This window comes from Antarcticibacterium sp. 1MA-6-2, from assembly GCF_021535135.1.
GTDB lineage: Bacteria > Bacteroidota > Bacteroidia > Flavobacteriales > Flavobacteriaceae > Gillisia.
Genome location: NZ_CP091036.1, coordinates 747,932 through 760,209, shown reverse-complemented (window position 1 = coordinate 760,209; position 12,278 = coordinate 747,932). Strand labels below are relative to the sequence as shown.

Sequence of the window (12,278 nt, the reverse complement as noted above, 5' to 3'; positions counted from 1 at the left end):
TCTTCTTAAACACTTAACCCTACCTTAAATCTAAAGTTCAATTATTGTTCTTTATCTGTCTTTGAATCTTTTCAATAGCATTTTCAATGGACTTATCGGGTTCTATAATATTATTTTCTCCCCAAAACCCAACATCTGAAAATCCTGAGACATCATCAGCCATAACAACTGTTTGACTTAGGAAATTTGCATCTCTTCTGGCAATTTCATCTGCTCGTTTTTCCCAGTCGGTAATCGCCATTTCACTGCTAACGAAATATTTGGTGTTAAACAATTTTCGTTTCCAGTTTATAACAAATTCGAGATTTGCATTTGCATAGCCATAATACCATTTGCCACCGCTTTCCCGGTAATCAACTTCGTATTGGACACTAACTGGATATACCCTGGCACTTAGCTGGTTTTTTCCTCACAAACATGTCACTGGCGATCTTACGATTATCAACATTTATTTCATAAACTGCTTTTACAAGAGAAGTGGTTTCTGCATCTATAAAAAGTTTACCGAAAAACCAGGGATAACTTTTGTCTTTTTGCTCAAAATCCACAACGTAGAGATAGCGATTGTTGATCCTTGTAGGTTCAGAGAAACTAAAGGTATAATCATCCAGTTCCTGAGGTTTAAAAAGGTATTCAGGATATTTCATAACATCACTATAGAGGTTATTAAAAGGCCCCCCTCGCAGTTTAAGAGCAACGGTATCCAGTCGCTTATAATCAGCACTTTTTCTTGCTTTTACCAAAGAGATATCATCTCTTCCAATGGACGTATAAGGCTTCTTGTGAATTTTTAAAACTGCTTCTGAAAGAGAGACATTTCTCCATCTGTTACTTATTGTTTCCCTGTAAAAAGCAGTCATAAGAGTAGGATCGCTAAAATAATTATCTCCTGTTTTTAAAAGCATATCTCTAACTAACTCATGCGCATTTTCTGCTTTAAAAATATTTACTGTTGAGAGCTCCTCTATAGTTTCGTCGAGTTCAATAGAAGTATTGTTTTTTCTAAAATTATCTAACGGCAGGGTTTTACTTTGATATCCCATATTGGAAATAGTAACAGTTCCCGTTGTTAAGGAAACAGGAATTTTCAGCAAGAATTCTCCATCGGCATTGGTTACCGTGGAGATATTAGTTCCGTTTACAGCCAGAAATGCGGAAACTATAGGATCTCCATTTCTGCTGTCTCGCACTTCCCCTTTAAATTCATTAAATTGGTCCTGAATAATTTCCTGAGCCTGTAAAGCCGGAAAAGAACAGATCAAAACTCCCGGTAAAATCCAGAGAATTGAGGAAACAATTAATTTTATAATTTTAGTTTTCATTTCTTTGAGATAAAGAATTACTCTTCCTAAGGTACTGAATTTTAGTTACTTGTTATGATCTTATATAATAAATATTTTATCTGCAAAACCGGAACTTAAGTAAGAAGTCTTAATAATGAGAATATGAAGAAGAAGTATCTTTTAGCAGGAATATTTTTCTTTTTGTTATTATACCCATCTATTCAGGCATATTTAGTTATGCAGTCTCTGGAATTAGGACAGGTTGTAAACAGAGTAGAACGCTCCATTCTATTCTATCAAATAAGTATCTGGTTAAGCTGGATAGTTTTTATGATAATAGCTGTTTATTATAAATGGACAACAGAAAACAACTTCTTTTTTATTCTTACCTACGCTTTTCTTCTGCTGACTTTCAGCTTTTTCGGTTATTTTGTTCAGGCAATGGTGAATTTCTTTGAATTGCCGTCAACTTTTGAAGATAATTATACTTTAGGAGTATTTACGGCACTCGAAAACTTTGCTATAGCAGCACTGCTGACAGCTTTTCTTCATGCGGCGGTTTGGTGGTTCACCCGAAGATGGCATAGAAGGTAAAAGATTATAAAATAAAATAATGAAAGATAATTTTTCCTCTGAATCTGATAAATATGCGCGATATCGGCCACAATATCCTTTGAAGCTGATCTCCTATATTACAAATATGGTGTCAGAAAAAGAAAAAGCATGGGATTGTGCTACCGGAAATGGTCAATTGGCTACAAAACTTTCAAAACATTTTACTACAGTAGAAGCTACAGATATTAGTAAAGAACAAATTAAACATGCACATCCAGGCAATAACATAAATTACTCCATACAGGCTGCAGAAGAAACTAGTTTTCCCAATGAATTTTTTGATCTCATCACAGTAGGGCAGGCGGTGCACTGGTTTAATTTCGAAAAGTTCTATGCGGAAGTAAATAGAGTTTTAAAATCTCAGGGAATTTTAGCATTAATAGGATATGGGCTGGTAAGGAGTAATAAGGAGACCAACAAAGTAATAGATCATTTTTACAAGGAAATTATAGGTCCTTATTGGGATTGGGAAAGGAAATACCTGGATGAGAAATATGAAACAATTCCTTTTCCTTTCGAAGAAATTATAGTTCCTGATTTCGAAATTAAATTGCATTGGACCTATGAACATCTCGTTGGTTATTTACGAACCTGGTCTGCAGTAAAACATTTTCAGGAAAAGAATGGAAAGGATCCTGTGGAATTAATTACCAAAAAACTTAAAAATTCTTATGGTGAGGGGGGAGAAGTAGTATTTCCTCTTTTGGTACGGGTGGGAAGGAAATAAATTTTTTATTAATTTCCTTCCTGTTGTGTAACAAAATTGTTCTCTACTTCAAAGTTTCTCAAAAATCGGCATAAAATATGATGCGTCCTAATCCGTAATAAATCAGCCAAACCAAACCATCTACTATGAATAAATCAATTTTTGGAATTTTATTGTTGTTTTTTCTGATGCCCCTAACCACCATTGGGCAAATTTCTGAAGAAAATCGTTCTGTTACAGATCTAGTTTTAACCGAGCTCAATCGACAATTACAGTTCGGCCGTTTTAAATCTTGCTTCCATGGAGCGGGAAATTAAACCCCTTAACCTCTTTAACAGTTCCCGTGAATTTTATACCACATTAGACAGGGTGAGTAATCCAATGACGTATGAAGGATATGCTGCCTGGTTTAAAGAATTTGAAAAGTATATAGAAGAAAACAAGAAAGACGAAGCGAGGCTTGCTGCTTTGAGTCACATTCTTGATGTGACCGGAAATCTTGCTGAAGGAACACCCTTCACCGGAATGTTCGCCGGAAGTTTATTTGATGGGATAGGTGGCTTTATTAATTCTCTTGGTCGCAGAGATAAGGAACTAAAGGAAAAAAGTTTAAAGATGTTTAAGCTTACAACTGCAGTCTCACAATTTACCCACGATAAAGATCTCATTGAAACTGAGTGGAAAGCAATAACAAAAAGTCTAGATGAGCTGAAGGAGCTACAGGACCAGGCGATGGAAAAAAATATTGTGGAAATCCTGGGTATTAACCGTGCAGATTTTAAACGAAACTTTACAGATGAAACTGATGCGAAGAAAAGAACGGAATATATTCTGAAAATTTCAAAAATTGCTGAAAATAAGATAGCAGAAGAAAAGGCCAAAAACCCCGAAAACTGGAAGCAGGATTATTATAATGAAATGGTAGCTGTCCAAAATTTAAAAATCAGATTCGGTACGCTTACTTTCAGAATAATGGAAAATTTAGATAAGTATAAAACCCTTATCAATAAATATAAAAATGACGAAAACTTGAAGGATAGGGTAGCGCAGCTTGATTTAAAACTAGACCTTGTTCGCAATAGTTTTGAATCAACTTTTAATCCGCAGGATTACATTAAGGCCAGTAACGAGATGTATATTGTTGAATAGTAGTGAGTATTGAGTATTGAGAAGTGAGTATTGAGACGAGAAATTACAATTAAAAAAAGGAGTTCGGGTTATACCGGACTCCTTTTTTTAAAGAAAATGTCAGTTCTCAATATGAATATCTCACATCTAGCTTATCCGCATTTAGAGGATCCACAATCAGGGCAGGTAAGACAGCCTTCCTGGTAGATTAAGTTTGTGGAATTACAATTAGAACATTTTTGGCCTTTTGCTGCGGTGCCATCTGCAACATATCTCTTTAGGGCACGGGCAACTCCATTTTTCCAGGTGTTGATAGACTCATTATCCAATTGTAAGCTGTTAATAAGGTCTACAGCTTTTTCAATTGGCATACCATGTCTTAGAGTACTGGAAATAAGTTTAGCGTAGTTCCAGAATTCAGGATCAAATTTGTGGGAGAGCCCTTCAATGGTAGTTTTATACCCACGCTGATTCTCGTAACAGAAGTCATAGCGGCTATTTCCTTCATCATCTTTATTCTTAATGATCAATCCTTTGTTCACCCAACGCGGAATTAATATTCCGTCTTCGTCATCAGAAAGTCCCGTGAATATTTCATAGGGTTTGTCATCAATAATTCCTATAAAAGCAATCCATTTCTCTTTGTTGTTTTGGAACCTGACAACATCTGCTTCTAAAGTCTGCGGACGTTTGGTAGGAAAAATTGAAGAAGTCTTTGCTTCCTCTTTCTTTTCTTCGTTGGAAATAAGTACTCCGGAACGGGAACCGTCACGATAAACAGTTACTCCTTTACAGCCTACTTCCCAGGCCTTAAGATAGAGCTCGCCTACAAGTTCCTCGGTAGCTTCGTTTGGAAGGTTTACAGTTACACTTATTGAGTGGTCAACCCACTTTTGTACAGCTCCCTGCATAGTCACCTTGCTAACCCAGTCAATATCGTTGGAAGTCGCTTTGTAATATGGAGATTTTTTCACCAGCTTATCAAGCTCCTTTTGCGTATAGTTTTTTGTAGTATCGTAACCTTTTATTTGCATCCATTCTTTAAACCTGTGGTGAAACACAACATATTCCTCCCAGGAATCCCCTGTTTCGTCTACAAAGTCGACTCTTGCTTCTTTATCATTAGGATTTACTTTTCTTCTTCTCTTATAGACAGGCAGGAAAACAGGTTCAATTCCTGATGATGTCTGGGTCATAAGACTGGTAGTACTGGTAGGTGCAATGGTAAGCAAAGCAATATTCCTTCGGCCGTACTCCATCATTTCGAAATACAACTTTTCATCTGCCTCTTTTAAACGCTGAATGAATGGATTGTTTTTCTCTCTTTCTGAATCGTATACACTAAAAGCACCTCTTTCTTTAGCACAATATACTGAAGCTCTGTAAGCCTCAATAGCCAGTGTCTTGTGAACTTCAACAGAAAAATCTATTCCTTTTTCGCTTCCGTAGGAGATTCCAAGAGCGGCAAGCATATCACCTTCTGCAGTAATACCTATTCCTGTTCTTCTTCCTTCGTAAGCTTTTTTACGAATTTCCAGCCACAGGTTTTTTTCAACTCTCTTTATTTCTTCGTTTTCAGGATCTGCATCTATTTTACCAAGAATGTCATCAATTTTTTCTAATTCAAGATCAATAATGTCATCCATTATTCTTTGTGCAGCACCTACATGCTTTTTGAAAAGCTTAAAATCAAAGGAAGCTTCTTCTGTAAATGGTTTATCTACATAAGAAAGCAGGTTAATAGCAAGTAATCTACAGGAATCGTAGGGGCAAAGCGGAATTTCACCACATGGATTTGTAGAAACTGTTTTATATCCTAAATCTGCATAAGAATCCGGTACAGATTCTCTTGTAATGGTATCCCAAAAAAGGATTCCCGGTTCTGCCGATTTCCACGCGTTGTGGACGATTTTATTCCAAATCTTTTGGGCTTCTACTTCTTTGGTATATTTAGGAGAGTCACTGTGGATGGGGAACTTTTGAACGTAAGGCGTATTGTGCTTAACCGATTTCATAAAAGCATCATCTATCCTTACAGATACATTGGCACCTGTTACTTTTCCCTGTTGCATTTTTGCATCTATAAAATCTTCAGCATCAGGATGGTTTATAGAAACTGAAAGCATTAAAGCTCCGCGACGACCGTCTTGTGCAACTTCCCGGGTTGAGTTAGAAAATCTTTCCATAAAAGGAACAAGACCAGTAGAGGTGAGGGCAGAGTTTTTAACAGGAGAACCTTTTGGGCGAATGTGAGAAAGGTCGTGACCAACACCACCACGTCTCTTCATTAATTGGACCTGCTCCTGGTCAATTTTCATGATACTCCCGTAAGAATCGTTATCACCGTTGTTCCCAATTACAAAACAATTAGATAGAGAAGCGATCTGGTATTTATTACCAATCCCTGCCATTGGGCTCCCCTGAGGTACTATATATTTGAAATTCTCGAGTAATCCCAGAACTTCTTCCTCACTCATGGGGTTAGGATATTTTTGCTCAATACGCGAAATTTCCTTAGCAATGCGAATGTGCATTTCCTGAGGGTTACTTTCGTATAAATTTCCATCAGAATCTTTAAGAGCATATTTATTGATCCATACTCTTGCGGCTAATTCATCGCCTTGAAAATAGTTCCTGGAGGCTTCAAAAGCTTCCTCCTGGGAATAAGTTTTTACAGGGGCTTGTTTTGCTTCTATCTTCATATTTTTTAGTTGTGAATTGTGTTTTTAGAACTGTTTCTTCGAGATTATAAAGGTAGAAAAATATACAGTTGTAAAAACCTTAACATTTAAAAAGTTTACAACTTTTATTAGTCAAAACATTGTTTTTCAGGTAGTTAAAGTTTTATGAACAAAAAAATGTTGACAAAAAGTGTAAATAATGAACCCGCTCCCCAGGCTTAAAAGTCAGTAATAGAGCGGGTTGAAAAGAATAAAAATAAAAGAGGAAAAAGCTATCCAAAAATTAGTGAATAACTTTGTTTTGCGATCTCCAGTTCCTCGTTTGTAGGAATTACAAAGACCCGTACTTTGGAGGTGTTATTATTGATGTTTCTAATCTCTTTAGATCTTACTTTATTTTTCTCTTCATCAATGGAAATTCCAAGGAAATCCATGTTTGAACAGATCATAGAACGTAATTTGCTGCTATTTTCTCCAATTCCTGCCGTGAAAACTATAGCATCCAGGCCATTCATTGCGGCTGTATAAGATCCTATGTACTTTTTGATACGGTAAGCGTTCATTTCCAGCGCCAGTTGACAGCGGTGGTTCCCTTTTTCCGCTTCAGCTTCTATATCGCGAAGATCACTAAATCCTGTAAGGCCTAACATGCCGCTTTTATGATGTAAAAGATCGCTCACCTCTTTAGCAGTGTAACCCATTTTTTCAATTAAATAGAATATTACAGACTGGTCTATATCTCCACTCCGGGTACCCATAATGAGTCCGTTAACAGGGCCAAAACCCAGGGAATGATCTACGCTTTTGCCATCTTGTACAGCAGTGATACTGCAGCCATTCCCAAGATGCACTGTAATAATTTTTGAATCTTTCTTTTGAAGCTTCTCAATTGCTTTTTCTGAAACATACTTGTGGCTGGTCCCATGAAAACCGTATACCTGAATGTGGTTCTCTTCAAGGAAGGAGAGGGGGATGGCATAGTGGTTTGCTTTGGCGGGAATACTCCTATGAAAGGCAGTGTCAAATACAGCAATTTGTTTTGCCTGCGGAAAAATCTCCTCGGCCACCTCAATTCCCTTAAGATTTGGCGGATTGTGCAGTGGAGCCAGCGAAAAGAGGTTTTTAATTTTTGATTTTACCTTTTCGTCAATAATTAATGTTTCTGAAAAAGCAGCGCCACCATGGACCACACGGTGGCTTATTGCAGGAATTTCTGAAGCTTCTCTTATTACTCCCCGATCTGGGTGAAGTAAAAAATCTGTAATTCTTTTTAAGGCTTCGGAATGATCCGGGATAGATAATTCTTCAGAAGTTGAATAAGCCAAAGAAGAATAGTGGAGCTTCGAAATTTCCTGCCCAATTCTTTCAACAAGTCCCGAAGCAAGAACTTTTTCCGAAGGCATTTCAATAAGTTGAAATTTAAGAGAGGAACTTCCGGAATTAATAATTAAAATATTCTGCATTTTTGTTAGATATGAGATATGAGATGTGAGATGTGAGAATTGAGATATGTATTGTGAAAAAATATCTTTTTGATAGGTCTTATCTGTTTCCAGAAAAGCACTGATTTCAATTTAATATATATTATAGCACATACACTTTACAATAAAAATTAAATTCCCTGTGCCTGAATAGCGGTAAGGATTACAGTATTAAATACATCATCTACAGTACAACCGCGGCTTAGGTCATTAACGGGCTTATTAAGTCCCTGTAGCATCGGGCCTATTGCCAAAGCTCCTGTTTCCCGCTGAACAGCCTTATAAGTGTTGTTCCCGGTATTAAGATCAGGAAAGATTAGAACACTTGCCTGGTAAGCAACTTCAGAATCGGGCAATTTGCTTTTACCCACACTTAAATCAACCGCAGCATCATATTGAATTGGACCTTCTATTTTAAGATCTGGTCTCAACCTTTTAGCAATTTCAGTTGCCTGCCGCACCCGGTCCACATCTTCACCTTTTCCGGATGTTCCTGAAGAATACGACAGCATAGCAATTTTAGGTTCTATACCAAAAGCCTGGCTGCTTTCTGCTGAAGAAATCGTGATTTCCGCCAGCTCTTCGGCCGTGGGATTTGGATTGATGGCGCAATCTCCAAAAACCGATACCCTGTCTTCAAGACACATAAAGAATACTGAAGATACCACAGATACTCCCGGTTTGGTCTTAATAAATTGTAAAGCAGGAATAATAGTGTGTTGGGTAGTATGAGCTGCACCGGAAACCATTCCGTCTGCATGGCCCTTATAGATCATCATCGTTCCAAAATAGGAGACATCGCTCATCCTGTCCTTAGCCATGTCCAAATTGACATTCTTATGTTTTCTCAACTCATAATAGGTGAGGGCATAATCTTCAAAGTGTAGGGAAGTTGATGGATTGATGATTTTAACCTTTTTGAGGTCCAGATTTAAAGCCAGCTTCATGATTTTGTTCTTGATCACCTCTTCATCTCCCAAAAGAGTAATATCAACAAGATCCATAGCTATAAGGCGGGCTGCGGCTGTCAATATTCTGTCATCGGTACCTTCAGGGAGGACGATGTGTTTTTTTACCTGTTGTGCCCGTTTAATAAGGCTGTACTGGAACATCCTGGGAGTAATTCCTTTTGGTTCAAAACTTATTAATTTTTCAGCAAGAGTATCAAAAGAAACATACCTTTCAAATGTGCTGATAGAGGTTTCGATCTTCTGAAGACTATCTGCATATATATTTGATTTTATAGCGCCTACTTTGTTGGCAACGTTGAAAGTACCATCTTCCACCGAAATAATTGGTACAACCTGAGAAAGTCCTTCAATAAGCTTTAAAATAGAATCTTCAGGAGTTAATCCATAAGTTAAAATAATGCCCGAAATCCGCGGATAATTTGAGGAAATATTTGCCTGTAAAGCGCCTAAAATTATATCAGCCCGATCTCCGGGAGTAATAACTAAACTTTCATTTTTTAGGTGAAGAAGGTAATTGCGTAACTGCATCGCTCCCACATTAAAATTCCCGGTTTGGTTATCTAAAAACTCATGCCCGAATAAAACCTTTCCATTAAGTGCTTTAATTATTTCCTTTAAAGTGGGATTGGATAAAGTGTCTATAGAAGGAATTGCAAAGACGCCGACACTATCAGGCAAAAAATCACGCATAGCATCCAGGGTTTCTTCCAGTTGCACAGCTTCAATTCTGTTACTTACCACTGCCATCACTCTTACATCCTTATTAGTAAATGCATGGTAGGCCATTTGGAGATTTCCCATTAGAATTTCACGGCTTTTTTCACGGCCACTAGCTATAATAATGGTGGGGATCCCTAAATTCTTGGCAATTAAAACATTTACATCAAATTCAAAAACGCTGCCTTCTCCTGAAAAATCACTTCCTTCTACGAGAACAATATCAAATTCCTCTTCCAGCTTTTTATATTTCCTGATGATGGTATCAATTATTTCACCGGAATTTCCTCCGTTTCTCTTTTGAATAATTTGGCTTCTTGTGAAAGCGTATGCATCATGGTAAGATAGATCTACATCAAAATAACTTAAAACGGTATCTATGTGATTATCTTTTTTTCCTTCTTCAGGATCATCAATAATAGGACGGAAATAACCTACTTTGGTTGTCTTTCCAAGCAGGGTGCGCATTAATCCCAATGAGATGAGAGATTTGCCGCTGTGCGACTCAAGGGTGGCAATATAAACTCCTTTATTCATAATTTTTAGATTCTGATGCAAATTTACAGTTATAAAAAAATCTCAGCCCCGGCTTATCTGTAAAATAGTATTAAATGTGGCTAAAACTGATGAAGATCATCAATTTCAACTTCCAATAGCTGGCTGTTATAAATAGTTAAAAAAAACGCACACTTTTTAGTGTGCGCCCCGAGTTTAAAAACGGTATTTAGCTAATTGTTATTTGAACTGTTGTTACTGTTAGATTTTTGAGTGGGGTTGTTCTTGTTTCGCTGGTTCTTATCATTGTTACTTCTTTCCCGTGCTCTTTCACTTCTGTTGTCACCGCGAATGTCACGTGGATTTACATTATAATAATCTTCTTCAGTTACTCTGTCAGCCGCCCGGTCATATTTATAGGTTCTAAAATTTCCCTGTTGATCAAATCTTCCGAAGGAAATATCAGGATCTGCGGTAGTGGTCATAATATAAAATCCATCTGAGGTGGTTCTGCGCAATTTGCCAATGGGAATTTCTTTGTTGTTCTCAATCCTGAAAATATTTATCCCCTTCTCATCGGGAGTAAACCTGAATTTTTCATCATTAAATGTATAATCTGAAGATTCCTGGATATTGTAATAGGAGGGGCGTTCGTATCCTATTTCTGAATTTTGGCTACTATTATCTTTGTCTTTTGAGGTTCTTTCATTGTTTTGTCCAAAAGTGAATCCTGAGAACAGAATGCACAATAAAATTAATGTCTTTCTCATAATTGCCTGATATTATTGTTCTTATAAAGATAAAACGCATTGCTGTTAAGTCTTAATAAAGCTTCGTTACAATTTTCCTAAAGCTTTGATTTTATCTTCTTTGAAGATGAATAAAGAAAGTTGATATGATCATTTTAGGCTTGTTGATAAACTTCACAATCTCAACATTAAAACCTATCTTTGCAGCCGCAAAAACAAAGCATCAATTCAATATGAAAGCAGGAATAGTAGGACTACCAAACGTAGGAAAATCGACTCTTTTTAACTGTTTATCCAACGCCAAAGCGCAAAGTGCAAATTTTCCATTTTGTACAATAGAACCAAATATAGGAGTGGTAAATGTGCCCGATTCAAGATTGGAAAAGCTGGAGTCACTGGTAAACCCGGAGCGGGTGCAACCTGCAACTGTTGAAATAGTGGATATTGCAGGGCTCGTTAAAGGAGCAAGCAAAGGAGAAGGTTTGGGCAATCAATTTCTTGGGAATATTAGAGAGACTGATGCTATTCTGCACGTCCTGCGTTGCTTTGAAAATGATAACATTGTTCACGTTGATGGTTCCGTTAACCCGGTAAGGGATAAAGAAACTATTGACATGGAATTACAGCTCAAGGATCTTGAAACGGTTGATAAGAAGCTGGAAAAGGTAAAAAGAGCTTCCAGAACAGGAAATAAAGATGCTCAAAAGGAAGAGGCTGCTCTTCTTAAAGTAAAGCAAGGGCTGGAAGCCGGAAAATCTGTTCGGGCAATAGATCTGGAAGAATCTGAAAGAGAAGAATTTATCACCAATTTACAATTGATTACAGATAAACCCGTAATGTATGTGTGTAACGTGGATGAAGGATCGGCTACTACAGGGAATGCTTTAGTTGATCAGGTAAAAGAAGCTGTAAAGGACGAAAATGCGGAAGTTTTAGTACTTGCTGTAGGAACTGAAGCTGATATTACTGAACTGGATGATTATGAAGAACGACAGATGTTTCTTCAGGATATAGGACTGGACGAACCGGGATCAGCAAAACTTATCCGCTCTGCATATCGACTTTTAAATTTACAAACATATTTCACAGCAGGGGTTAAGGAAGTAAGAGCCTGGACCATTCCCGTAGGAGCCAGCGCGCCTCAGGCAGCGGGTGTTATCCATACTGACTTCGAGAAAGGCTTTATTCGTGCTGAAGTTATTGCTTATGAAGATTTCGCCTCTTACGGAAGCGAAGCTAAAGTAAAAGAAGCCGGAAAAATGAAAGTTGAAGGGAAGGAGTACATAGTGAAGGACGGGGATGTAATGCACTTTAGGTTCAACGTGTAGGTTAGTATTGAGATTTTAGTATTGAGATAAGGTTGTTGAAACAGAGGGAGGGGCTTCAAAAGCTCAGACTGACTACAAAGTCCCAATGAGCCTGTCGAAGGGTATTTAGAGTTATTGTTACTTA

10 protein-coding genes are annotated in these 12,278 nt (G+C 37.4%); 4 read left to right on the top strand and 6 right to left on the bottom strand.

Features of this window, described 5'->3' with window-relative positions; all coding sequences use genetic code 11:
* Positions 1–37: 37 nt before the first annotated feature.
* Positions 38–274, bottom strand: a complete 237-nt coding sequence (locus LZ575_RS03830) for a hypothetical protein (RefSeq protein WP_235328774.1) — start codon at positions 272–274, stop codon at positions 38–40.
* Between the two features lie 97 nt (positions 275–371).
* Positions 372–1,322, bottom strand: a complete 951-nt coding sequence (locus LZ575_RS03825) for a carboxypeptidase-like regulatory domain-containing protein (protein ID WP_235328771.1) — start codon at positions 1,320–1,322, stop codon at positions 372–374.
* 123 nt (positions 1,323–1,445) lie between these two features.
* Here LZ575_RS03825 and LZ575_RS03820 point away from each other — a divergent pair, with 123 nt between their 5' ends.
* The 3 genes from LZ575_RS03820 (at position 1,446) to LZ575_RS03810 (ending at position 3,753) form a co-directional block, all read left to right on the top strand.
* Entirely contained in the window at positions 1,446–1,877 is a 432-nt protein-coding gene (locus tag LZ575_RS03820) for a hypothetical protein (protein WP_235328763.1), read from the top strand.
* A 19-nt stretch (positions 1,878–1,896) separates the two neighbouring features.
* The gene (locus tag LZ575_RS03815) at positions 1,897–2,625 is read left to right on the top strand and encodes a class I SAM-dependent methyltransferase (RefSeq protein WP_235328755.1); all 729 of its coding nucleotides are present in this window, start codon (positions 1,897–1,899) and stop codon (positions 2,623–2,625) included.
* A 279-nt stretch (positions 2,626–2,904) separates the two neighbouring features.
* Complete coding sequence (locus tag LZ575_RS03810) at positions 2,905–3,753, top strand: hypothetical protein (RefSeq protein ID WP_235328753.1); 849 nt, start codon at positions 2,905–2,907, stop codon at positions 3,751–3,753.
* A 131-nt stretch (positions 3,754–3,884) separates the two neighbouring features.
* On the opposite strand, the gene LZ575_RS03805 is transcribed toward LZ575_RS03810, so the two are convergent.
* From LZ575_RS03805 to LZ575_RS03790, 4 genes are all read right to left on the bottom strand, one after another.
* Positions 3,885–6,434, bottom strand: coding sequence for an adenosylcobalamin-dependent ribonucleoside-diphosphate reductase (locus LZ575_RS03805; RefSeq protein WP_235328732.1), 2,550 nt, complete (start codon positions 6,432–6,434; stop codon positions 3,885–3,887).
* A 251-nt stretch (positions 6,435–6,685) separates the two neighbouring features.
* Entirely contained in the window at positions 6,686–7,876 is a 1,191-nt protein-coding gene (locus LZ575_RS03800) for an acetate/propionate family kinase (RefSeq protein ID WP_235328730.1), read from the bottom strand.
* 149 nt (positions 7,877–8,025) lie between these two features.
* Positions 8,026–10,119 carry a phosphate acetyltransferase gene (gene pta, locus LZ575_RS03795; protein ID WP_235328717.1) on the bottom strand — a complete coding sequence of 698 codons (2,094 nt, stop codon included), beginning with the start codon at positions 10,117–10,119 and terminating at the stop codon, positions 8,026–8,028.
* Between the two features lie 191 nt (positions 10,120–10,310).
* Positions 10,311–10,847, bottom strand: coding sequence for a hypothetical protein (locus LZ575_RS03790; RefSeq protein ID WP_235328685.1), 537 nt, complete (start codon positions 10,845–10,847; stop codon positions 10,311–10,313).
* A 212-nt stretch (positions 10,848–11,059) separates the two neighbouring features.
* Here LZ575_RS03790 and ychF point away from each other — a divergent pair, with 212 nt between their 5' ends.
* Complete coding sequence (gene ychF / locus LZ575_RS03785) at positions 11,060–12,154, top strand: redox-regulated ATPase YchF (RefSeq protein ID WP_235330668.1); 1,095 nt, start codon at positions 11,060–11,062, stop codon at positions 12,152–12,154.
* The last annotated feature ends 124 nt before the right edge of the window (positions 12,155–12,278 follow it).

What these genes read in the sequence shown, in the direction of transcription:
- LZ575_RS03790 (WP_235328685.1), bottom strand. Translation starts at nt 10,847, where the DNA reads ATGAGAAAGACATTAATTTTATTGTGCATTCTGTTCTCAGGATTCACT.
- LZ575_RS03820 (WP_235328763.1), top strand. Translation starts at nt 1,446, where the DNA reads ATGAAGAAGAAGTATCTTTTAGCAGGAATATTTTTCTTTTTGTTATTA.
- LZ575_RS03805 (WP_235328732.1), bottom strand. Translation starts at nt 6,434, where the DNA reads ATGAAGATAGAAGCAAAACAAGCCCCTGTAAAAACTTATTCCCAGGAG.
- pta (WP_235328717.1), bottom strand. Translation starts at nt 10,119, where the DNA reads ATGAATAAAGGAGTTTATATTGCCACCCTTGAGTCGCACAGCGGCAAA.
- LZ575_RS03815 (WP_235328755.1), top strand. Translation starts at nt 1,897, where the DNA reads ATGAAAGATAATTTTTCCTCTGAATCTGATAAATATGCGCGATATCGG.
- LZ575_RS03800 (WP_235328730.1), bottom strand. Translation starts at nt 7,876, where the DNA reads ATGCAGAATATTTTAATTATTAATTCCGGAAGTTCCTCTCTTAAATTT.
- LZ575_RS03810 (WP_235328753.1), top strand. Translation starts at nt 2,905, where the DNA reads ATGGAGCGGGAAATTAAACCCCTTAACCTCTTTAACAGTTCCCGTGAA.
- LZ575_RS03825 (WP_235328771.1), bottom strand. Translation starts at nt 1,322, where the DNA reads ATGAAAACTAAAATTATAAAATTAATTGTTTCCTCAATTCTCTGGATT.
- ychF (WP_235330668.1), top strand. Translation starts at nt 11,060, where the DNA reads ATGAAAGCAGGAATAGTAGGACTACCAAACGTAGGAAAATCGACTCTT.